The 21,387-nt window shown below is 59.2% G+C and carries 18 protein-coding genes; 3 read left to right on the top strand and 15 right to left on the bottom strand.

Annotation, left to right across the window (positions count from 1 at the left end; all coding sequences use genetic code 11):
* Nucleotides 1–34 precede the first annotated feature (34 nt).
* From apnL to oiaX, 9 genes are all read right to left on the bottom strand, one after another.
* Complete coding sequence (apnL, locus tag AM571_RS26525; RefSeq protein ID WP_074064016.1) at nucleotides 35–1,900, bottom strand: hypothetical protein; 1,866 nt, start codon at nucleotides 1,898–1,900, stop codon at nucleotides 35–37.
* On the bottom strand, nucleotides 1,897–2,931 hold the full coding sequence (locus tag AM571_RS26530; protein ID WP_074064017.1) for a Gfo/Idh/MocA family protein: 1,035 nt from the start codon (nucleotides 2,929–2,931) through the stop codon (nucleotides 1,897–1,899). The genes apnL and AM571_RS26530 overlap by 4 nt, the downstream gene beginning before the upstream one ends.
* A gap of 1 nt (nucleotide 2,932) precedes the next feature.
* Entirely contained in the window at nucleotides 2,933–3,997 is a 1,065-nt protein-coding gene (locus AM571_RS26535) for an ABC transporter permease (RefSeq protein ID WP_074064018.1), read from the bottom strand.
* Nucleotides 3,994–5,544 carry a sugar ABC transporter ATP-binding protein gene (locus tag AM571_RS26540; protein ID WP_074064019.1) on the bottom strand — a complete coding sequence of 517 codons (1,551 nt, stop codon included), beginning with the start codon at nucleotides 5,542–5,544 and terminating at the stop codon, nucleotides 3,994–3,996. The genes AM571_RS26535 and AM571_RS26540 overlap by 4 nt, the downstream gene beginning before the upstream one ends.
* The gene (locus tag AM571_RS26545; protein ID WP_074064020.1) at nucleotides 5,541–6,185 is read right to left on the bottom strand and encodes a DUF2291 family protein; all 645 of its coding nucleotides are present in this window, start codon (nucleotides 6,183–6,185) and stop codon (nucleotides 5,541–5,543) included. The genes AM571_RS26540 and AM571_RS26545 overlap by 4 nt, the downstream gene beginning before the upstream one ends.
* Nucleotides 6,186–6,257: 72 nt before the next feature.
* Nucleotides 6,258–7,199, bottom strand: coding sequence for a D-ribose ABC transporter substrate-binding protein (locus AM571_RS26550; RefSeq protein WP_074064021.1), 942 nt, complete (start codon nucleotides 7,197–7,199; stop codon nucleotides 6,258–6,260).
* A 76-nt stretch (nucleotides 7,200–7,275) separates the two neighbouring features.
* Nucleotides 7,276–8,103 (bottom strand): phosphogluconate dehydrogenase C-terminal domain-containing protein, encoded by an 828-nt coding sequence (locus tag AM571_RS26555; protein WP_074064022.1) that lies wholly within the window; start codon nucleotides 8,101–8,103, stop codon nucleotides 7,276–7,278.
* A 365-nt stretch (nucleotides 8,104–8,468) separates the two neighbouring features.
* Entirely contained in the window at nucleotides 8,469–9,806 is a 1,338-nt protein-coding gene (locus AM571_RS26560) for a four-carbon acid sugar kinase family protein (protein WP_074064023.1), read from the bottom strand.
* Between the two features lie 5 nt (nucleotides 9,807–9,811).
* The gene (gene oiaX, locus AM571_RS26565) at nucleotides 9,812–11,068 is read right to left on the bottom strand and encodes a 3-oxo-isoapionate-4-phosphate decarboxylase OiaX (RefSeq protein WP_074064024.1); all 1,257 of its coding nucleotides are present in this window, start codon (nucleotides 11,066–11,068) and stop codon (nucleotides 9,812–9,814) included.
* A gap of 173 nt (nucleotides 11,069–11,241) precedes the next feature.
* Between oiaX and AM571_RS26570 the strand changes: the two genes are divergently transcribed.
* A complete protein-coding gene (locus tag AM571_RS26570; RefSeq protein ID WP_074064025.1) occupies nucleotides 11,242–11,946 on the top strand; it encodes a transcriptional regulator NanR in 705 nt (234 codons plus the stop codon).
* Between the two features lie 98 nt (nucleotides 11,947–12,044).
* On the opposite strand, the gene AM571_RS26575 is transcribed toward AM571_RS26570, so the two are convergent.
* The gene (locus AM571_RS26575) at nucleotides 12,045–12,584 is read right to left on the bottom strand and encodes an RBBP9/YdeN family alpha/beta hydrolase (protein ID WP_074064026.1); all 540 of its coding nucleotides are present in this window, start codon (nucleotides 12,582–12,584) and stop codon (nucleotides 12,045–12,047) included.
* 103 nt (nucleotides 12,585–12,687) lie between these two features.
* Here AM571_RS26575 and AM571_RS26580 point away from each other — a divergent pair, with 103 nt between their 5' ends.
* Nucleotides 12,688–13,164, top strand: coding sequence for an Lrp/AsnC family transcriptional regulator (locus AM571_RS26580; protein ID WP_074064027.1), 477 nt, complete (start codon nucleotides 12,688–12,690; stop codon nucleotides 13,162–13,164).
* 93 nt (nucleotides 13,165–13,257) lie between these two features.
* Nucleotides 13,258–14,154, top strand: a complete 897-nt coding sequence (locus tag AM571_RS26585) for an alpha/beta hydrolase (protein ID WP_074064028.1) — start codon at nucleotides 13,258–13,260, stop codon at nucleotides 14,152–14,154.
* 3 nt (nucleotides 14,155–14,157) lie between these two features.
* Here AM571_RS26585 and AM571_RS26590 read toward each other — a convergent pair whose 3' ends face one another.
* The 5 genes from AM571_RS26590 to AM571_RS26610 form a co-directional block, all read right to left on the bottom strand.
* Complete coding sequence (locus AM571_RS26590) at nucleotides 14,158–16,161, bottom strand: CocE/NonD family hydrolase (protein WP_074064029.1); 2,004 nt, start codon at nucleotides 16,159–16,161, stop codon at nucleotides 14,158–14,160.
* A gap of 53 nt (nucleotides 16,162–16,214) precedes the next feature.
* Complete coding sequence (locus AM571_RS26595; RefSeq protein WP_074064030.1) at nucleotides 16,215–17,846, bottom strand: ABC transporter ATP-binding protein; 1,632 nt, start codon at nucleotides 17,844–17,846, stop codon at nucleotides 16,215–16,217.
* Entirely contained in the window at nucleotides 17,839–18,666 is an 828-nt protein-coding gene (locus tag AM571_RS26600) for an ABC transporter permease (protein WP_074064031.1), read from the bottom strand. Before AM571_RS26600 ends, AM571_RS26595 begins: the two co-directional genes overlap by 8 nt.
* Entirely contained in the window at nucleotides 18,663–19,670 is a 1,008-nt protein-coding gene (locus AM571_RS26605) for an ABC transporter permease (protein ID WP_074064032.1), read from the bottom strand. Before AM571_RS26605 ends, AM571_RS26600 begins: the two co-directional genes overlap by 4 nt.
* 96 nt (nucleotides 19,671–19,766) lie before the next feature.
* Nucleotides 19,767–21,356, bottom strand: coding sequence for an ABC transporter substrate-binding protein (locus AM571_RS26610; protein ID WP_074064033.1), 1,590 nt, complete (start codon nucleotides 21,354–21,356; stop codon nucleotides 19,767–19,769).
* Nucleotides 21,357–21,387 lie beyond the last annotated feature (31 nt).

Here is a 21,387-nt window from a genome sequence, read left to right on the forward strand (position 1 = left end):
ACGATGTCATAGATGCAGTTGCTGACGCTGAAGGTCAATCCGCAAGCGGCAAGACTGCCGTCGCGAGCGGGCCGAGCCGGCGGATTGCGCTCGCATCTCCCGACCCTTTTATGCATGTGCCACAATCGATGCTCTGTTCGCGGCTCGTCAGGTTGACGATGTGGAGCCTTGCCCCTGTAGGGCCGTTAACGACAAATGCCAGGGCCTCGCAGGGGGAGGAGGACAAGCACTCCTGCCAGGATGAACCAGCCAATGCAGACAGCGTCCGCACGGTATTGAACAGCGGGCGTCGGGCGCCTTCCTCGATCGGTTCACCCGGACCTGCGATCAAACCGAACGAACCGGTCAATGCCGAAAGTGTCAGGCATTCGAGATCGGCATCCAACACTTGGATGGAGTAACCAAGTGCAAAGGCCTGCGCGAAACGTCCGTTATGGCGCGGGTCGCGGTTGGCCATGGGGATGCGTGCACCCGACGGATTATCCATCGTGCGGCTGCCATAGGGGTTCTGTCGCATCGCAATGGTCGATGGGCCGATCCGGTAGGGTTTCCGGCCGTAGATGGCACGCACGGAGCGGGTGATGAAAGGCAAGGCCTCTAGTGTCTGCATGACGCTGAGATCGTCGGCCGCATGCACGATGGGGTTGGTGCAGTGGCTGATGAAATCGAGGGGTCCGTCGGGCACGCGTTTGCGGTTAAGTTCAGTAAAATAGCTCAGCATCCCGCCGCCGATACGAATGCCCGAAAAGATCGAGCGGGCTCCTGCGTAGACCTCTTCAAGAGGTGGGCAGTCCGGCCATTTGCTGCCGGGCGGGGTTGATTGGCGGTCGACCGAGGGCGAGATCATAATCGCATCCGGTTTGAATTTTGCCGACTGCATCTGTCGGACAATCGTGGCCGCCTCGAGTGCCGGTGATTGCTTGCAGGCAAGTGCGACCTCAAGCGTCGAGCGTCCGCGGTGAATGGCGGCGATTGCGGCGAACCGGTCAAGCGCTTCGACGCCATGCCCACAATCAGGATCGAAATGGAAGAGAAGTTCCTGGGGAGCGATTTCCGATAGTATCGTCTTTGCCGACAGCGTGGCATCAGCTTCCTCGGGCGCAATGACTAGGCCGATTGCCGGCATGGTGCCGGTCCGCGGCCCGAGCTCGAGTTTTATAGTTTTGCAGAAAGGCGCAGCCGAGGGGCGTTCGGCGCGGCGGCCGTCCCTGATGATGAGCGATACTTTCTGCCGGACGGGCTGGTTGAGCGAGATCTGATAGGGCCACGGAAGGGCGAGTGGTCTGACGTAGGTCTTGAATGACGCATCCGACCAGTTTCTCTGGTCTTCCATTTCAAAGGTGTCGCCCTCCATCCTGCATTCCGCCTTGACGCCAGGCATGACGTCATGGCTGATGGCACGCATGTCCTTGAACGGTTGCCACGGTTCGATCAAATCAGGAAACGTCGTTGCCACGATCCTGCCGTCGACGTGCTCGACGGCAGCCCGCGTTCCGGCTATTCCAACGATCGGATGCAGGATACAGAAGCCGCAGCGGTTGGTCTCGAAGCCTGTTTGCGAGACAGCTTCGGCCATGAATTCGAGCCGGTCGGTGCTTCCAGCGATGCGAACTTCGATGACAAGCGTCGTCGCCTGCGGTCCGTCGCACCGAGCCCGGTAGCAGACCTCGAAACGGTCGTCATTCTGGTCGATCTTGAGGTCGGAAATCTCCGGGATGTAGGTGCCCCAGTCCCGGTCACGCACAAGGTAGGAGATTGCTCTGAGCACTTCGGTTCCGTCATAGCGAATGGTGCGGAGGCCGCCATTGGCAAGATCGGCCTCCAGTTTTCCGCAACGCAGTCGGACCGGCTTTGCTTCAACGAAACGGGTGCCGTAGAGCAGAAATGGATCGTCTGTCATTGAAGCATCGCTCCGACATCGATCGTCTGACCTGTGGCTGCGCTTTCATAGGCTCCCTCGACGAGTGCGAATGTCCTCAGATTGTCGGCGCCGGATGTCGAGTGTTCCATGCCACGCTTCAACTGATCGACCCAGTGCTGCTGGATTGCATAGACGCTTTCCTGAATGTTATGCCACGGCCGTGACGCCCATGGCAGCAGCTTCGGCGACACGTTCGTGGTCGTGGTGCCTTGCGCATTGGTCACTTTGAGGCCGTAACCTTGGGTGAGCCGGATCGTGCCCTCGGATCCATCAATCTCGACCAGCGTCTCGGGGAACGGTTCCGTCGACAGTTTCGTGGCATAGCTGACGTCGACGACCGATGTGGCGCCGTTTTTGTGGTCAAGCAGGATCGTTGCGACGTCCTCGCCCTTGATCTTCTGGTTGACCCGCTTGGTGCGAGCCGTAACGGCCGAGACGTCGCCGAGGATGTAACGCGCAATGTCGAGTGCATGGATGCCGAGATCCTCTATGATGAACCGCTCACCTTCTGCCAGGTACGGCTGCCCCGAGAAGACGTCATAGCCGGAGCGGAAGGAGATGCGCCCCCAAAATGGTGTGCCGATTGCGCCGACCTCCAGCGCCTTTCGAACCGCCTGGATTGGCGTCTGCCAGCGGAAATTCTCGTGTACCATCACCGCCACGCCGGCTTTGCGGCACGTCTCGACCATGATCCTTGCGTCCGACAGCGTCTTTGCAAACGGCTTCTGGCAGATGGCCGGCACCTTGTGCCGGGCCGCCATTTCCACAAGGGCCCGGTGGCTCTCTACCGTTGTGGCAATGTCGACGAAATCGAAACCGCCGTCTGCAAACAGTGCTTCGCCGTCGCCATAGCGACGATCGATGCCGAACTGCTCTCCGACGACCTTCAGCCTTGCCGGATCGCGGTCACAGATCGCGACGATCCTGGCGCCATCGACATCGTTCCATGCGTGCATCTGGTTGATCGCGAAAAAGCCGCAGCCGATCAATGCCCCCGTCAATTCGCTCATTTCAACCCGCCTTTGCCATCTGCATGAGACTAACGCGTTGCTGCAGTCGACGCTGGGCCTGATCGACGACCACGGCAATGATGATCACCAGACCCTTGATGACCATCTGCCAGAAGGACGAGACGCCCATCATCACCAGCCCGTCCGACAGAATACCGATGACGAAGGCGCCAATAATCGTTCCGCCGATCGTCCCGCGGCCGCCGGACATCGATGTTCCTCCAAGAACCGCCGCAGCGATCGCGTTGAGTTCGAAGCTCTCACCAGTCGCCGGGTGCGAAGCCATAAGTTCGGATGAGATGATGATGCCGACGATGGCCGCGCAAAGGCCGGAGAACATATAAACGAAGATCTTCACGAGATCGACGCGGATCCCCGACATGCGCGCCGCGCGCTCGTTGCCGCCGACGGCGAAGATATGACGGCCGATCGGCGTCGAGCGCGCGACATAGGCTGCAAGCAGTGAGAGCGCGATGAGGATCCAGATCGATACCGGCAATCCGAGCACCCGACCTGCGCCAAAGAAGTCGAAGCCGGTCGTGGCATATTCCGGCCGGCCGACGAGGTTCGGAAAGGTCTGGCCATCCGAGGAAAGCAGCGCCAGGCCGCGGGCGATATACAGGGTGCCGAGCGTCGCAATGAACGGGGCAACGTTGAGCTTCGTAATGAGCAGCCCGTTGATCAGGCCGATGATGAGACCAATCGAGAGTGTGATCGACACGATCTCGAAGAGGTTGAAATAGATCGTGTAGCCGATTGGCAGCTCGATGCCGTAAAGGATCAAGCCGCCGGCGACCATGCCGCAAAGCCCGACGATCGATCCGACGGACAGGTCGATGCCGCCGGTGATGATGACGAATGTCATGCCCATCGCCAGGAAGGCATTGAGCGCGACGTGTTTTGACATCAGGATCATGTTCGCGGTCGAGGTAAAATTCGGTGCGAAGATCGCGAAGAACACGATGACGGCGAAGAGCGCGATGAAGGTCCTGAGCTTCATCAGCGTCAGAAGGAAAGAGCCGGTCGCGCTCGCCGGCGTTGAGGTGGATGAGGTAGCGGCCGTCATGACGCGAGTTTCCCTTGATGTCCATGTCCCTTGGCCGAAGCCTGGACGATGGCTTCTTCCTTTGCCTCGCTGCGGTCGAAGATCGCCACCAGTTGGCCGTTGCTCAAGACCGCGATGCGATCGGAAAGTGCCATGACCTCTTCGAGGTCCGAAGTCGAAAACAGAATGGCGAGCCCGTTTGCCGCTAGCCGGCGCATGGTGCGAAACACATCTGCCTTGGCGCCGACATCGATGCCGCGGCTTGGCTCGTCCATCAAAAGCACTTTCGGATTGGTCATGAGCGCCTTGCCGATGACCACTTTCTGCTGGTTGCCGCCCGACATCGAGGTCACCTCAAAATCCGGGTTGGGCGCCTTGATCGAGAGCTCGCGGATCGCATCACGAATGGCCTTCTTTTCAGCGCCGCCGTCGATATGGAAGAGGCGGGTAAAGCGACCAAGGCTTGCCAAAGTCAGGTTGGAGGCGATGGAGAGCACCGGGACCAGTCCCTCCCGTTGTCGGTCTTCGGGAATGAGCGCAATGCCCCGGCGGATGCGCCTGGTCGTATCGCGGGCGCGTATTTCCTTGCCTTCGATGAAGATCTTGCCCGTCGAGTGCAGGTGACGTCCGATCACGCATTCGAAGAATTCGCTGCGCCCGGCGCCCATGAGACCATAGATGCCGAGAATTTCACCCGCTTTGACGGAAAGCGAGACGTTGTCGACCGCAAGTCCGCCCGTCGTTCGCGGCAGGCTGATGTTTTCGGCGCGGAAGACCTCGTCTCCAACGCCGTGATCTGCCGACTTTGCAAAATCCTTTGCATCAGAGCCGATCATCGAGCGTACGATCCAGCGTGTATCGATATCGCCAATCATTGCCTGGCCGGTAACCTGGCCGTCGCGCAGCACGGTGATGTAATCGCCGATGCGCATCAGCTCTTCTAGACGGTGCGAAATGTAGACGATCGCCACCCCCTGAGCCTTCAACTCCGCAATCACCTTAAAGAGCACCTCGACTTCGGCGGCCGAAAGGGCGGAGGTTGGTTCGTCCATGATCAGGATGCGCGCATTCACAGACATCGCCTTGGCGATTTCGACGAGCTGCTGCTGGCCAATCGGCAGATCCTCGACCATGGCATCGGCCTCGATTCCGGCATCCAGACGCTTCAGAAATTCATTGGCCTTCGCAGCCTGTGCCTTGTGGTCGATGCCGAACAGGCCACGGGTGATTTCGCGAGTTGCGAAAATGTTCTCGGCGACCGACATGTTGGCGAAGAGATTGAGTTCTTGAAAGATCATGCCGATTCCACAGGCTTGCGCATCGGCCGGGCTTGCGAACGAGACCGGCTCGCCATCCAGGATGATGCGGCCAAGTGTCGGCCGTTCGACCCCGGCGATGATCTTCATGAGCGTCGATTTGCCTGCACCGTTTTCACCGACCAGGACGTTAACGGCGCCCCGGTGCAGCTCGAGATTGGCGCGCTTGACCGCGATGATGCCGGAATAGACCTTCGACACGTCGTCGAGGCGCAGGATGATGTCGTCCTTTGCTGTGGCGCTTCCGGTCATGATGCCACCGTCAGTAGGCAAGGCGTGACAAGTGGAAGTTGTCCTCTGCTTGGCAGGGGAAAAGATCCGATGACCGTCACTGTCTTGCCGGCTAGGCCGTCGCGGGGGATGGCGGACAGGAAGGCCGCATTGGCTTTCTCGTTGAACGCCTTGCCAAACTGCGCCCACTCGATCTGATTCTTGAATTCGTTGAAATTGACGAAGTCGAGCGTGTCGCGCAACGCCGTGCCGCGCACAGCCGGCCCGATCTGGACCTTTGCGTCAGCTAGGCCGTCGCCATCGGCGTCGACATCGAGCGTTGCTGCACGCGATGCCGTGTCGGCGGCGATGATCTTGCCGGTGAATTTCACCGCATAGGTCCACGGCGCGCTGCTCTGCTTGCGCGGGTTGCCATATTTGTCTCCCGCCTGGTCTGGGCTGGAGGTGGACAGTTGCAAGACTTCCTTCAGTTCGCCTGCACGTTTCTCGAAGTAGGGTACGACCTGGGGCTGCCAGATTGCCTCGACCCTTGCATTCGGGTCGAAGGCGGTCTTGGCCTCTGCCGTCGCCTTTTCCTCTGCGGTCGGCGTCTTGACGATCTTGCAACTGGGCAAAGCCGCCGCCACGACTGCAGCCAGCAGAACGCCCTTCATTCTCAACATGCAATGAACCTCGACGTCATACTATTTGTCCTGCAAGGGGCATGCCGCGCCCTTTGCAGGACATGGCTGATGTTAGTTCGTGAGCGCGAAGGTCTCGAGCTTGTCGGCGTTGTCGGCGTTAACGAGAACGCAGTCCATGAGCTGCTTTTCTTCCTTGGGCGTCGTCTTGCTCTTGATGTAGGCGTCTGCCTGTTCGACGGCCAATTGTGCCTGGGCATAGGCCGGCTGCAGGACCGTCGCCTTGATGCCGCCAGATTTGATGGAGTCCCGGACATCGTTGGAACCGTCAAAGCCGACGACGATCACGTCCTTGCGGCCGGCAGCCTGCAGGGCTGCGATCGCGCCCATGGCCATCGTGTCGTTGCCTGAAATCACGCCCTTGATGTCGGGATTGGCCTGGAGGATCGTCTCCATCTTCGAATAGGCTTCCGTCTGACTCCAGTTCGCCGACTGCTTGGCGACGATTTTCAGGTCCGGGTAGTCGTCGATAACGTCATGATATCCCTGGGAGCGGATGCCGGCATTGGTGTCAGACTCCTTGCCCACCAGCTCGACATAATTGCCCTTTTCACCCATCAACTTGACGAACTCCTGAGCGCCAAGCTGGGCACCCTGGTAGTTGTTGGAAACGATCTGGGCAACGGCGACCCCGGTCGCATTGATTTCGCGGTCGATCAGGAAGGAGGGGATGCCCGCATCTTTTGCCTTCTTGACGGCCGCGACAGAGGCGTCTGCACCGGCATTGTCGAGGATGATGGCCTTGGCGCCCCTTCCGATTGCAGTGTCGATCATTTCGGACTGCTTGTTGGCGTCATCGTCATGGGTCATGACGAGGGCTTCGTAGCCAAGTTCCTTCGCCTTGGCCTCGGCACCGACAGCTTCGGCCTTGAAGAAGGGATTGTCATGGGCCGGCGTGATGATGGCGATAAGGTCGGCCGAATATGCAGGAATGGCCGTTGCAAGCGCCAGTGCGCCGGCGAAGGCCGCAACTTTCAATTTCAGAGCTAGTATCATGATCTCCTCCCGAGTGTGAATGACGCCCCGTCTCCCTTTGGGCGGTTGAGGGGAGGCTTTGCCTCCCCGGGCCACCTCAGGTGATACGCCGGATGCTTTCGGCGATCTCCTGTGGTTCGAATACCTTCTTCCAGTCTGGGCGCATTAGCGCCGGGATGCCGAACTCGATCGCCTTGTTGCAGGCATCCGAAAACACGCCGTCAATTTCCTTGAAGATGACCGCGCCGAGCACGTTCATATGGCCGAGCAGGAAGTCGCGGGCAGCTTCCTCAGGCACGCCGCGCGCGACGCATTCGTCCATGGCCTGCCGCATGACGACGAGAAGTGACGCGCAGACTGTTTCCGACAAGCCAGGTTCGAGCATTGCAAGTTGGTCGACGCTGACCCGATGCGAGCGCATGACGGGCGCCCAGATGACCTTGGCGATCTCTTCACCGAGCGCGTATGCGCTTTCTGGTCCCTGCATCAGCGCCGAAACAATGTGTTGCTTGGCGAACAGGCCGCCGAAATGGTCCTTCTTCGCCTGCATCTCCGTCTCGTCATTGAAGATTGGCGGATGGCAGGGATGGGTGACAAAATAGGTGAGGTCGTCGCGCTTTGGCAGATGACCGGCAAAGGGAGCCGCAGCGTCCAGCGCCACGACCATGGTGCCGGGCTTGAGCTTGTCGACGATGCTTGCCGCGACTTTTCCGATTGCCGTATCGGGCACGGCGAGGATGACCACTTCTGCGCCGTCCAGACCAGCATCGACCGGCACACAATCGAGGTTGAGGCCATTCTTCAGGCGATCTTTGCCGGCATCGCTGACCTCAACATGGCGCACGTCGAAGCGCGAATCCTTGAGGTTTTTGGCAAGCCGATATCCCATTTTTCCGCCTGCGCCGAATAGGGCGATTCTAGTCATGTTTCCCTCATCTCTTCTTCAACTGATAGGATCACATACTGGTATGATGAGTCAATCACCATATCATCAATAAGAGTAGCGGTGTGCTATTTTTTTGCAAGAGCCGATCAATGGCCCACGCAACCGACGCATGCCCTGAAGGATCAGCATGGTGTGAACGCTCCCGCGAAATGCTAGCGGCTATCGAAACGATCTAACCCGACAATATCGAGCTGGCAGTTCTTCGACGTCATTGGCGAAGGAGGGGATGACGAACCGCTGGCGGCGATTGTCGGGTTCACGGTCCGCCGCGGCGAGGCGGTGCGCGACGGGGAGAACTTCGTGGACGGTTGTTCTTAGAGCTGGTGCAGCCCAAGAAGCTCATCCTAGTTCCTCTTGCCATCGCGGATCTGCGCGAAATAGTGGTCGGACCCGACCTGGCCGCCCTTAAGGGCGATCTGTAGGCCATTGGTCGGCTCATAGCTGCCATGGGCGAGGCAAAGCGGAGAACCAGGTGTGTGGGGAAGCGGGAGAAGCGTCGTCAGGGCGTCTATCTTCAACTGCCTGAGTGCATGACTGGAGGTATCGCCGCCGGCAATGACCGCGCGCGAAAGCCCTTGGCTTTCTATTAAACGGCGCAAAACCGAGCCGAGCGCACTTCCGAGCTTGTGACGTGCGAAGGGGACCATGTCGATGTGAATGCCAACGTCCGCCGAGGGGCCAAGGGCGGTATAGAAAATGACGCTCCTTCCCTCCTTCAGCTTTCGAGTGCCGGCCCGTACCGCTTCGTCCACCAATCGTTCGCTATCTTCCGACACCAGTGCAAGAGGGTCGAGCGCAATGCTTTCAAATCCGACTTGGACAGCATTTCGGATTTGGCGCTCGGTTGTCGGAGATACGCTGCCGGACACGACGGCGAGGCGGTCGACTGGTCCGACATCGGCAAACGAAATGCGGCTTTCGCCGATAAACCCGTTTCGCCGCCAGGCACTGAGAAGCGCGTATTCGACACCTGACGAGCCGGCAACGAAACTCCCGGATTTGCGGGCAAGTCGGAGTAGCTGTTTACCCGCAGCCGCCTGTGTTGCCTCCGAATCGACATCGATGAGCATAATCCCGTCAGAAATCGATGCGAGTTCGTCGATCCGCGCATCGGCGTTTTCTGATGTGAGTGCAACAAGGTCGGCGACTGCAACGGGAACGCGCGTCTGCTTTGCCAGGTGGGCGGCAAGGTCGGCCTCATCCATCGGAGTGACTGGATGGCAACGCATCACCGGGTGCCGATCGATGCGATAGATGCGGCCCTGGTAGGCGGCGAAGAGGTTGCCAAAGGCGGTATAGCGCTTCAATTGCGGCGCACCGACGATGACGGGCACAATAGACTGGGAAAACGTCGTCCGGCCGATTTCGATCGCCTTGCCGATGCTGCCGATCTCAGCACTGGAATCGAAGGTCGAGCAGACCTTGTAGTGGCATATCTCGGCACCCAGTAACTTCAGCCATTCGAAGGCGGGCGTCAGGTGCTGTTGCATCCATGCGGGTGTCTCGCTGCGGCTTGTTCCTGCAATACCGATTGCCCGGCAACCCTTGAAGCGGGCGAGAATTTCAGGTGTCGGGATGTCGAGGAAGAGCACAGTGGCAATGCCGTTCGACGCCAGGGCCTCCATGACGTCGGTGGAGCCGGTAAAGTCATCGCCGTAGTAGCTGACGAGGAGCTTGTCCATCTCGATCAGGCGCCTTTTCCGTCGCTGAACTTTGCAATGGCGGCCGCAAGCTCAAGATGATCCTTCGCGTAGGTCTTCAATGGTATGTCGGCGACCGCGGCCTGCCAGGCCTGCTGTACGGCCCGAACGCCGGCGGCCGGTCCGCCGGGGTGACTGACGATGCCGCCGCCGCAAAGGTAGAGAAGGTCGGTGGTACGGCCGGTCCGTTGGTAGGTCTCCGGGGCTTGTCCTCCCCACTGACCGGATCCAGCAACCGGAAGCGGGCAGTCGGAGGCGTCGAAGAGCGGCGTGGTAACGGCCTTGAACGAGGCGACGAAGCTCTCGTCCGGTTCCCAGTATTTGACGCCAATGCCGTTGATCTGGAACTGATCGACGCCGAGCAGCCGCCAGAATTGCTGGTAGACCTTGAAGTCCATGCCGGCGCCAGGCGCGCGCGTCAGCACGTCCCAACCGTTGCGATGCGCATGCAGCACCAGATTGGATCTCTTTCGAAGAAAACTCATGCCGCCGAAGCCGATCGAATTGATGTTGACGACGGCGCAGTTGCCGCCGGCCTTGGCGACGATGTCGTGGTTGCGCATCATCTGGTCGGGGTCGGCATGTGAGATGCCGAACGCATACATGACCTTTTTTCCGGTCTTCTGTTCGTGGTCCAGAATACGTGGCATGATCGCTGCGACACGCTCCTTGAGTGGCGAGTATGCCGGGCTCATCAGCTTTTCGTCATCCTTGATGAAGTCGACGCCGGATTCGATGAGTTCGCCAACAAGCTGTGCCGTTTCGTGTGGCCGCAGGCCAAGAGCCGGCTTGACGATCGTACCGATGATCGGACGGTCCTCTACCCCGGTCAGGCGACGACTTCCAGGAATGCCGAATTGTGGTCCCGGATGGGCACTCTTGAAGGCCTCCGGCAGTATCATGTCGACGATGCGGATGCCGGTCATGCCCTTGATGGAATAGACGCCCCCGATTGCAATGGTCATCAGGGCCGAAAGATCCGTGCCGATCGCGTCCAGCGGATAGGCGATGTCGACATCTGCGCGGTGGAGCAAAGTGCCAGGGCCAACTTCGGGCCAGGTCGGACGGCTTGCATCGCCAAGGCGGCGGATCGCCAGTACTCGGGCGGCGACACGCGATTTCAGTTCCTCGGTTTCACCCGGAACGGGCACGAAGGTTCCAGTCGACTGGTCGCTTGCGATCTTGTCCGCCATGGCGTCGACACTCCCGGGTGTCTCGATGCGGTAGGTCAGTGTAATCGTCATAACGTGCGGGTCGCTCCTTTCGCACGACAAATTGTCATGGCATCAACTGATTATCTGGTATAATGAGTATTCCATTTGATGAAAAGCGGATTCTTTTGGAGTGCGACTTGGGGCTGAGCTTTGTTCTCGGCATGGAAGATGATAGGAGGAGACGTTTGAGCCAGCGAGATCTTATGACACAACCCATCGAACAAATCGTCCGCCGGAAACTGTCCGACGAAGTGTTTGATCGACTTGAGCGGATGATTACGTCAGGCGAACTTCAGCCTGGCGACGAAATGCCGTCCGAACGCGTTCTCATGGAGCGCTTTGGTGTTGGTCGTCCTGCAATCCGCGAAGCGATGCAGTCACTTGCCAATAAGGGGCTCGTGAACATTTCCCATGGTGAACGAGCCAAGGTACTGCAACTGACGGCTCAATCGATCTTCCGCCAGGTCGATTTGACCGCGAAGATCATGCTGTCCCAGTCGGCCGATTCGCTGGAGCATCTGAAGAGCGCCCGGATTTTCTTCGAACGGGGCATGGCGCGGGAGGCCGCTCAACGTACCAAGCAGAGCGACGTCGACGAGCTTCGCGACATTATCGAACGCCAGCGCCGCGCATTGGGACACGCAGAAGAATTCATCGCCGCGGATATGAAGTTTCACACGCGCATCGCTCAAATTTCCGGCAATCCGATATTCGTTGCCGTAAGTGAGGCGATGCTCGCATGGCTGAAGGAATATCACACCGACATGCTCATCTGGACCGGCAAGGAAAAGCTTACACTGGTCGAGCACGAGGAAATACTCGAGCGGCTTGCCGCAAACGACGCCGATGGTGCTGAAGCAGCGGTTTTGAAGCATCTCGAACGCTCGCGGGCGCTCTACACGAAGTAGTTCACGGCATGTGGCTCCATCACCGGCGATATCCAAAGCGCCTCTACGGCTGAAGCTTCGTTCAAGCCGCCGCTCGGCAGCAATCGGCCTGCTCATACTCACTTGGAAATGCTCTTGGCAAAGGCTTGGAACAGGGCAAATCCGCTCGGCCAGTCCTCAAGCCCACTGCCGCCATTGATATGGCCGAGTGCTCCGACCTCGGCAATGTGGCTTCCCCACTCAGCCGCCCGTAGGCGGGCATGTTCAATCTTGCCATAAGGGTCGTTGGAACTTGCAACGACGAGAGAGGGAAAACGGAGCCTGCCTTTTGGCGGGCCGGTGAAAGCGCCAGCCTCCGCTGGGAAGGCTTCGGACTGTGGATCGGGCACCGCCACAAGGAAGGCGCCTGCTACGGGAAGAGAAGAAAAGCGCTGCCAATGGACGACCAGAAGACACGCCAGACTGTGCGCTACCAGCAGCGGCGCATTTTTCGTGGCGGCGACGGTTTGCTCCAGCGCTGCGGCCCAGTCGGCAAGATCCGGCTTATCCCAGCTCTTCGGTTGAAAACGGATCGCTTCGGGATTTGCCCGCTCCCAATGCGTTTGCCAATGGGTTTCCCCTGATCCTCCAATACCGGGCAGTATGATGATGTCGGCCATACTTTTCTCCTTTCATGCCAGGACGATGGCGTCTTCCATCTGTCTCTGGAATAGGCAATCATCGGAAAACACATCCGATTTCCGATGAACTAAAGGTCACAGCATGCCACCTGCCCAGAACGGTCGCTTCCTGCTCGATCCGACCGATATCGCCATCATTGAAGCCTTGCAGGAGGATGGACGCATTGCGATTTCTGAACTTGGGCGCAAGATTGGATTGTCTCAACCGGCGACGTCGGAGAGAGTGAAGCGGCTGGAAGAACGTGGCATCATCGCCGGCTACGGTGCACGTATCGATGCCGCCCGGCTCGGGTTGGGAATGATGGCGATCGTGCGCCTGCGCACGACGCACGAGCACATCCGCGCATGTTTGAAACAGTTTTCCGAGATGCCGCATGTCATAGAAGTGTTGCGGCTGACGGGAGAGGACTGCTTTTTCTTGAAGGTTCTCGTCCCGTCACCGGGAGACCTCGAGACGCTGGTGGATTCGATTGCGCGGTTCGGGGCCGTAACGACGTCTCTCGTCTTGCGTGGCGAGCCGCCGAAATTCATCGGGCGCACGCTCATCCAGCAGGTTTAGGAATTTCAAGCGTAAAGCCGATCGAGCGGATTTTACGGAGAAAGAGAACGGACGAACTTCGAACCAAGATGAGGGTTGCCTGTGCACCAATCGATGCCGACAGAGACAGGGGTTTTGCAGTTCCTAAAAATCTGTGACAGCTTCTATCCCGCTGATGCGGTAGATGCTTCCATTTCCCAGCAAAGGCAATGGTACGATGCGCTTTGTGCGCGGTTCGACCAGCCCGTGCCTGAGGGACTGACGAGTGCCGATGCCCTCGTTTCCGACCGGATAGCGACACGGCATTACCGGCCGAAGGCGATTAGGACAGAGACCGCCCTGCTTTATCTGCATGGTGGCGGCTTTGTCGTGGGATCGCTTGAAAGCCATCATGCGATCTGCGCCGAGATTGCGGATTTTGCCGGTGCCGAACTCGTTTCGGTCGATTATCGCCTTGCGCCAGAAAATCGATGGCCGGCGCAAACGGATGATTGTTTCGAGGTGTTGAAACACCTGCTCGTCTCGGGCCGGCAGGTCGTGCTGATCGGCGACAGTGCTGGCGGCAATCTCGCCGCTGGATTGGCGATCAGAGCACGGCAGCAGCGATTGGGCGGCATTACCGGCCAGGTGCTGATCTATCCGGCACTTGGCGGAGATCTTCTATCCGGTTCCTACAGGGAAATGCAAAATGCACCGGGGCTGAGAACGTCGGACGTCGCCTATTACCGTGCGATGGTGAAGGCTCCCCCAGGCGATCCTGTCGCCGAACCCCTTGCCGCCGCCTCATTTGCGGAGCTGCCGGCCGCCTTCATCACCGTCGCTCATTTCGATCCGCTGCGTGACGATGGCCGCTGCTACGCGGCAAAGCTTGCCAGGGCCGGTGTTGAGGTCTGGTTCCGCGAAGAGCCGCAATTGGTGCACGCCTGGCTGAGAGCCCGTCATATGAGCGATGGAGCCCGCGTCGCCTTTCGGGCAGTGTGCGAGGCGGCCAGCCGTTTTGCTGCAGCATGATCATTACATCAGGTCCCGGGCGATCCGCTTTTCTGCGAATTTCTTTTCAAAGACCTTGTTCTCGCCTTCATAGGCCGTGACGACGGCGCTGATCATCCAACGCGTCTTAGTGCAGGAGATCCTGGCCGTCGACACGGTGCGTATGGACCAGGCGGGGCGCTGCATCTCGCACGTCCATGTGGAAATGCCGGTCATCGAAAGAGGATCGTCAGGTGCGATCGACCAGACTTCCTGCCTCACCTGCCGTGTCGAAAGCCCGGTCTGGGGATGCTCGAAAAGACCGGTGTCCTCATGGATGTGATAATGGGTCAAATTGGTGCAGAGATCACGGACGACCTGTCTCTTCGTGGCGGCAGGAGCGTGCTCGATATATTTCGGCAGTGGATCAGGATCGTCAGGCGCCTTCATCTCGATCCGTTGATGGTCGCCCAGTTTGGGAAGCGCAAGGCCGATCGAGGCCACATCGATGCTCACGCCAGTGTTCTCCGGCGGTGGCAGTATCAGCGGCCAATAGGCAGTCGAGAGCGAAAGGCGGATGCGGTGACCGCGGCGGACGCGATAGCCGCAGGCATCAAGGACGATGCGCACCGTGGTCCGTTCTCCCGCCTTCAGCGGTTCCGGCGCGGCATTGCTGTCGCGATGAGCAAGGTTGAGCACGCCGAACGAGATGCGTGTGGCTGTCCCGTCGGGATGAACATCGACTAGACGAACGCAAAGATTGGCGGTCGCCGCCGTTGAGCGAAGAGAAAGCGTGAGTTCCGGCCGGCCAAGATAGTCATGGTCCTCGGCAAGCGGCAGGGTTTCGAAAACGAGAGACCCCGCATCATCGCCGCGCTGGTCGAGAGCCATCTCCGCATCCGGCTTAAGCGTAAAATATTCGCCTGATGCCGTGCCGGTATCGAGTGGTGAACGCAGATAGACGGGATGCTCCGGCGCCTGGGGGATCGGCATTCCCTCAGTCAGCCGGCCGAACTGCTCGACATAAAGGCACTGCATCTTTGGGGGCTCCCAGACATCCTTGGTAATCCAAAAGCCGGGATCGAAAACCCGGCGCGGTGCCGGCCGGACGGCATCGAGGATATAGGCGCGCACCTGCGGCAGCCGATCGACGCCGTTTTTGTCGCCACGCAGCCAGCGGTTCCACCAGGCAATTGCCTCTCCGTGAAAGTCGGTGCGTGGCTTTGGCCAGGCGAAATGCGGGTATTTGTGAACCCATGGCCCGATGAGCGCCTTGGCTTTGCTGCCGAGACCTTCCACCGCCATCAGCGGCGTATTGCGGTAGCCATCGGCCCAACCGGCGATGACAAGTGCGGGAATGTCGACGCGGGAAAAATCTTCCGAAATCGAGCCATGACGCCAAAAGTCGTCCTTGCGCTGATGCTTGAGCCACTCTTCCATGAAGAAGGGTTCGCGCTCAAGGCGTTGCAGCCACATTTCCTTCCAGCGGTCGCCGACGATTGCAGGGTCGGGCGGGCGTGATTGATAACCGAGCATGGTTGCGGCCCAGGAAAGCTGGGCCGAAAGATGGCATCCATTTTTGTAGTGGATGTCATCGTTGAAACGATCGACTGTCGAAGCGATGGAGATGATCGCTTTAAGGGCCGGCGGGCGAAGGGCTGCGACCTGGAGACTGTTGAACCCGCCCCAGGAAATACCCATCATGCCAACAGAACCGTTCGACCAGGGCTGAGCAGCGATCCAGGCGATCAGTTCGCAGGCGTTGGCGAGTTCGAGCTCGGTATATTCGCCGTCAATGACATCGTCGGATTCGCCCGACCCTCTGATGTCGACGCGCACCCCCGCAATCCCCGCAGCGGCGAAGACGGGATAGGTCGATTCATCACGAAGGCTGGTGCCGTCGCGCTTGCGGTAAGGCAAGAACTCCAAGACCGCCGGCACGGGATCAGCCACTGCGTCGTCAGGCATCCAGATGCGCGCTGCAAGCTGCGAACCGTCCTTCAGGGCGATCCAATGGTTTTCGATGGTCGTGAAGCCGCGTTCGGTCATGGTGTCCTGGTTAGCAAACGGGAATGTGAACTGGGAACAGTCGGCCCCTGAATTCAATTGCCGGCACTCTCCATCCTGCGTGTGGTGAGCACCCGCTCAAGCCAGCCGATCTTCATCTCGGGTACGGATTTGAGCAGGAGATCGGTATAGGCGTCGAATGGCGGGGAGAGCACCTTCGATTTTGGTCCGAAGCGGACGAGCTTGCCACGATGCATCACTGCAACGCTGTCGGCGATCGCCCGCACAATAGCGATATCGTGGGTGATGAAGATGTAAGAAAGCTGCGATTCTTGCTGCAGTCGCAGAAGAAGGTTCAAGATGCCTTCTGCAACCAGCGGATCGAGCGCGGAAGTAGGCTCGTCGCACAGGATGAGGTCCGGTTTGGCGGCAAGTGCCCGAGCAATGGCGACACGCTGCTTCTGGCCCCCTGAAAGCTCCGCCGGGTAGCGATCGATGAAGCCGTTGCCCATCTCTATCTGGTCAAGCAGTTCCTTGACCCGAGCGGTCTTGGCTGCCCCGCGCAGGCCGTAGTAGAACGTAAGTGGCCGGCCGATGATGTCGCGCACGGTCTGGCGCGGGTTCATCGCCGTGTCGGCCATCTGATAGATCAGCTGGATACGCCTCAGATCGTCGTGCGAGCGGCTTTTGACACTTTGCGGCAGAGGATTGCCGTGGAAGAACACCTTGCCGTCGCTCGGTGGCAGAAGACCGGTGATGACGCGCGCAAGCGTCGACTTTCCGGAACCGGATTCGCCGACGACGGCAAGCGTCTGGCCCCTTGGAACATGCAGCGAGACATCATACAGTACCTTGAAGCCGTTGGAATATTCAGCGCTGACATGGTCGACCTTCAAGAGCGCATCGGACTGGTCGGGTGCTTCTTCTCGAGCCGCCTGACGCACATTGACGAGAGCGCGCGTATATTCTTGCCTCGGAGCCTCGATGATCTGCTGTACGCTGCCATACTCAACCTGCCTGCCATAGCGCAACACCATGATGTCGTCGGAAATCTGAGCGACCACGGCGAGGTCGTGGGTGATATAGAGTGCTGCCGTGCGTGTCTGCTCGATTGCATGCTTGATTGCGGCAAGGACATCGATCTGTGTCGTGACGTCGAGCGCTGTCGTCGGCTCGTCAAAGACGATGAGTTCGGGATTGGGGCAGAGCGCCATGGCCGTCATGGCGCGCTGCAACTGACCGCCGGAGACCTGATGGGGAAAGCGATCTCCGAAGGTTTCGGGGTGCGGCAGGCCAAGCACCCGAAACAAGTAGATTGACCTTTCCTTCGCTTCCGCTTTGGTCATGAGCCCATGTTTCACCGAAGCCTCGATCACCTGATCGCCAAGCCGGTGTGCGGGGTTGAAAGCGGCTGCCGCCGACTGTGCGACATAGCAGACGCGCGCACCGCGGATCCGGCGGATGCCGACCGTGTCGAGTGCGAGAATATTCTGGCCGTCGAGGCGAACCTCACCGCCGGTGATTTCGGCACCGCCTCGCCCGTAGGCCAGGGCAGAAAGGCCGATCGTCGATTTGCCGGCACCCGATTCGCCGATGAGGCCAAGAACCTTGCCCCTTTTAAGGTCGAAGGACACGTCATCGACGATCGTCACGCGCTTCGGCGCCTCGCCCGGCGGATAGCTGGTCGCTTCGATCTTAAGATTGCGGACGCAAAGAAGCTCAGGCATCGCCGCGCCCTCCCTTGAGGCTGGACGTACGTTTCAATAGCCAGTCGACGACGAGATTGACGCAGACGGCAAGGCCTGCGATCGCCGAACCGGGAACAAGGGCTGCGGATATTCCGAAGATGATGCCGTCCTTGTTGTCCTTGACCATGCCGCCCCAATCGGCTGCCGGCGGCTGAATGCCGAGACCGAGGAAGGAAAGCGTCGACAAGAACAGGATCGAGAAGGCGAAACGCAAGCCAAATTCGGCAAGTAATGGTGTCAGCGTATTTGGCAGGATCTCGCGGAAGATGATCCAGGTCTTGCCTTCGCCGCGCAATTTCGCTGCTTCGACGAACTCCATGACGGCGACATCAAGCGCGACCGCCCGACCGAGACGGAAAACGCGGGTGGAATCGAGAATTGCCATCACGAGAATCAGCACGATCAGGTTCTGCGGCAACACCGCCAGCACAACGAGCGCGAAGATCAGCGTCGGGATCGACATCATCAGATCGTTGACCCGTGAGAAGACCGTATCGATCCATCCACGCGAAACGGCCGCCGTGAAGCTCAAGATGATTCCGAGCGAGAAGGAGATGATCGTTGCGGCAAGCGCGACGAAAAGCGTCGTGCGGGCGCCAAATATCAGACGTGAAAGGATGTCACGGCCGAGATTGTCGAGCCCGAAGAAAAACTGGCCATCGGCAATCTGCCAGACGTTTCCGACCACTTCCGTTTCGCCATAGGGAGCAATCCAGGGCGCAAAAATCGCGCAGATGAAGGCGGCTGCAATGCCGGATATACCGATCCAGGCCGTGATGGGAACATTTGGTAATCTCATCGCGGGTGCCTCAGTCGCGGGTTGGCGATGATGGCGAGGATATCGGCCACCATGTTCAGGAGGATATAAACGGCAGCGAAGATGAGGCCGCAGGCCTGCACGACGGGCATGTCGCGAACCGTGACGGCATCGACCATATACTGACCCATGCCAGGATAGACGAAGACGACCTCGACAACCACGACGCCAACGACGAGATAGGCAAGGGTGAGCGCCACGACATTGATGATCGGCGCCAGCGCGTTGGGAGCTGCGTGCTTGACGATTGACCGGAAGGCACCGAGGCCCTTGAGCTCGGCAGTTTCCATGTAGGCTGAAGACATGACGGAAAGGATGGCAGCGCGCGTCATTCGCATCATATGCGCCAGGACGACGAGAACGAGAGTAGCCGTGGGCAGCGCGATCGCCTTCAGCCGGTCGACAAGGCCCATGCTTTCATAAACGGTCGCCGGAAAGGTCGCGACGCCGAATTTGACGGCGAAGAAAAGGATCAGGAGATAGCCAATGAAGAACTCAGGCAGCGAAATCGCCGCCAGGGAGATGATGTTGATGATCTTGTCCGGCACACGGTTGCGGAAATGGACGGCGATCATACCAAGACCCACGGCAAGCGGTACCGAGATGACCGCAGAGAAGCCCGCAAGTAAGAGTGAATTGCCAAGGCGCTTGCCGATCTGCTCGCTGACGGAATTCTTACTGGCCCACGACGAGCCGAAGTCACCCCGCAGGGCATCGCCGAGCCATTCGAAATAGCGCGTCGTTACCGGACGGTTCAACCCGAGATCCTGACGAATATTGGCGACGGCTTGGGGGGTTGCGGACTGGCCGAGATAGGTTGTCGCAAAATCGCCGGGCAGTGCTTCCAATCCACCGAAGATCACGACGGAGACGGCAAAGAGCAGGACGATGCTGAGCACGACGCGCTCGACAACAAGGGCAAGCAGAGGAAAACGCTGCTTGAACCTCAGGCCGGGCAAGATGTGACCTGATGGAGGATTGGACATGGCAATGGCCTCGTGCTGAAACGTCGGGAGGACCGCAGGGGGCAAGCCCGCGGTCCTGGCTGCGTTAGAGATGAGGGGCGTCAACCCCTTCACGTGCTAGGCGTCCAGCCAGACGCGGGTCGCCACGTAACCGTTCGACATGTCGTTGCCGATATCGTGAACATAGCCTTTTACCTGCTTGGTGGAAGCATTCACGAAGTCGTTGAACATCGGCAAGATGAGTCCGCCTTCGTCACGCACCATCATCGCCATGGTCCGGTACATGTCCTTGCGCTTGGTCTCATCGAGTTCGGCACGGGCCTGTAACAGCAGCTTGTCGAAATCCGGACGCTTGAAGCGGGTATCGTTCCAGTCGGCTGTCGAGAGATAGGCGGTGGAGTACATTTGGTCCTGCGTCGGCCGACCGCCCCAATAGGAAGTCGAGAAGGGCTGGACGTTCCAGACGTTGGTCCAATAACCGTCGCCGGGCTCGCGCTTGACCTCGATGGCGATGCCCGCCTTCTTGCAGCTTTCCTGATAGAGAACGGCCGCATCGACTCCACCGGGAAAGGCCACCTCGGAGGTGCGCAGAAGAACAGAGCCGCTGTGTCCGGATTTCTTGTAGTGGAATGCCGCCTTGTCGGGATCATAGGCGCGTTGCTCGATGCCCTCGGGAAACAGCGCATAGGTATTGTTGATCGGGAAATCGTTGCCAACCTTGCCATAACCGCCAAGGATCTTCTTGACCATGCTTTCACGGTCCATGGCGTATTTCAGCGCTAGGCGAAGGTCATTGTTGTCGAACGGCGCGGTATCGCAATGCATGATGAAGACGTAATGGCCGCGGCCGGAGGTCGACAGGATCTCCACGTTCGGTGCGCGCTTCAAGAGATCGACCGTCTTCGGATCGACGCGATTGATGTAGTGCACCTGGCCCGACGACAGCGCTGCGATACGGGCGGTGGCATCATTCATGCCGATGATTTCGATAGAATCGACAAAACCGCGGTCGGAACGCCAGTCATCCTTGTTTTTTTCGAAAGTCGCGCGAACACCTGGCTCGAAGCTCGTCAGCTTGTAGGGGCCGGTGCCGATCGAGGCGGTCGGATCGTCATTGCCGCCATTTGGCTGGACCACCAGGTGATAGTCGGTGAGCAGCAGCGGCATGTCGGCATTGCCTTCGCTCAGCGTCAATACGAGATTGCCGCCATCCGCCTTGATATCCTTGATCGACCCCAGCACGCCAAGGGCGCCGGATTCGGACTTTGCGTCCGTGTGGCGCTTCAGCGTCGCGACGACGTCGTCGATTGTCATTTCCTTGCCGTCGTGGAATTTGACGCCCTTGCGGATCTTGAAGGTCCAGATCGCCGCATCCTTCGACGGCTCCCAGGATTGGGCAAGCGCAGGGACTGCAGCCCCGGTCAGCGGGTCGGATTCAACCAGCATGTCGCCCCAGCAGCGGCCGACGCAGAACATGAACTGCGACAAGAACTTTGCCGGATCCTTGGAATCGGTTGCCGCCCCACCTTCGAGGCCGAGCTTCAGATGACCGCCACGCTTGGGCTCGGCTGCCTGTGCGCTTTCGGTAAAGAGTTTGTCGGCAACAGCCAGGGTAATGCCTGCTGCCATCGCACGTCCGATAAATTCACGGCGGCTCAGTCCACCGGCGGTTACGCGACTTGTGAGATATTTCGTATAGCCGTTCATTCCCCTGTTCCTTCTTCTTGATGCGTTGACA

The organism is Rhizobium etli 8C-3, assembly GCF_001908375.1.
GTDB classification, from domain to species: Bacteria; Pseudomonadota; Alphaproteobacteria; order Rhizobiales; family Rhizobiaceae; genus Rhizobium; species Rhizobium etli_B.

What these genes read in the sequence shown, in the direction of transcription:
- AM571_RS26535 (WP_074064018.1), bottom strand. Translation starts at nt 3,997, where the DNA reads ATGACGGCCGCTACCTCATCCACCTCAACGCCGGCGAGCGCGACCGGC.
- apnL (WP_074064016.1), bottom strand. Translation starts at nt 1,900, where the DNA reads ATGACAGACGATCCATTTCTGCTCTACGGCACCCGTTTCGTTGAAGCA.
- AM571_RS26575 (WP_074064026.1), bottom strand. Translation starts at nt 12,584, where the DNA reads ATGGCCGACATCATCATACTGCCCGGTATTGGAGGATCAGGGGAAACC.
- AM571_RS26590 (WP_074064029.1), bottom strand. Translation starts at nt 16,161, where the DNA reads ATGACCGAACGCGGCTTCACGACCATCGAAAACCATTGGATCGCCCTG.
- AM571_RS26585 (WP_074064028.1), top strand. Translation starts at nt 13,258, where the DNA reads ATGCCGACAGAGACAGGGGTTTTGCAGTTCCTAAAAATCTGTGACAGC.
- AM571_RS26610 (WP_074064033.1), bottom strand. Translation starts at nt 21,356, where the DNA reads ATGAACGGCTATACGAAATATCTCACAAGTCGCGTAACCGCCGGTGGA.
- oiaX (WP_074064024.1), bottom strand. Translation starts at nt 11,068, where the DNA reads ATGACGATTACACTGACCTACCGCATCGAGACACCCGGGAGTGTCGAC.
- AM571_RS26540 (WP_074064019.1), bottom strand. Translation starts at nt 5,544, where the DNA reads ATGACCGGAAGCGCCACAGCAAAGGACGACATCATCCTGCGCCTCGAC.
- AM571_RS26605 (WP_074064032.1), bottom strand. Translation starts at nt 19,670, where the DNA reads ATGTCCAATCCTCCATCAGGTCACATCTTGCCCGGCCTGAGGTTCAAG.
- AM571_RS26550 (WP_074064021.1), bottom strand. Translation starts at nt 7,199, where the DNA reads ATGATACTAGCTCTGAAATTGAAAGTTGCGGCCTTCGCCGGCGCACTG.
- AM571_RS26600 (WP_074064031.1), bottom strand. Translation starts at nt 18,666, where the DNA reads ATGAGATTACCAAATGTTCCCATCACGGCCTGGATCGGTATATCCGGC.
- AM571_RS26545 (WP_074064020.1), bottom strand. Translation starts at nt 6,185, where the DNA reads ATGTTGAGAATGAAGGGCGTTCTGCTGGCTGCAGTCGTGGCGGCGGCT.
- AM571_RS26580 (WP_074064027.1), top strand. Translation starts at nt 12,688, where the DNA reads ATGCCACCTGCCCAGAACGGTCGCTTCCTGCTCGATCCGACCGATATC.
- AM571_RS26555 (WP_074064022.1), bottom strand. Translation starts at nt 8,103, where the DNA reads ATGACTAGAATCGCCCTATTCGGCGCAGGCGGAAAAATGGGATATCGG.
- AM571_RS26570 (WP_074064025.1), top strand. Translation starts at nt 11,242, where the DNA reads ATGACACAACCCATCGAACAAATCGTCCGCCGGAAACTGTCCGACGAA.
- AM571_RS26595 (WP_074064030.1), bottom strand. Translation starts at nt 17,846, where the DNA reads ATGCCTGAGCTTCTTTGCGTCCGCAATCTTAAGATCGAAGCGACCAGC.
- AM571_RS26530 (WP_074064017.1), bottom strand. Translation starts at nt 2,931, where the DNA reads ATGAGCGAATTGACGGGGGCATTGATCGGCTGCGGCTTTTTCGCGATC.
- AM571_RS26560 (WP_074064023.1), bottom strand. Translation starts at nt 9,806, where the DNA reads ATGGACAAGCTCCTCGTCAGCTACTACGGCGATGACTTTACCGGCTCC.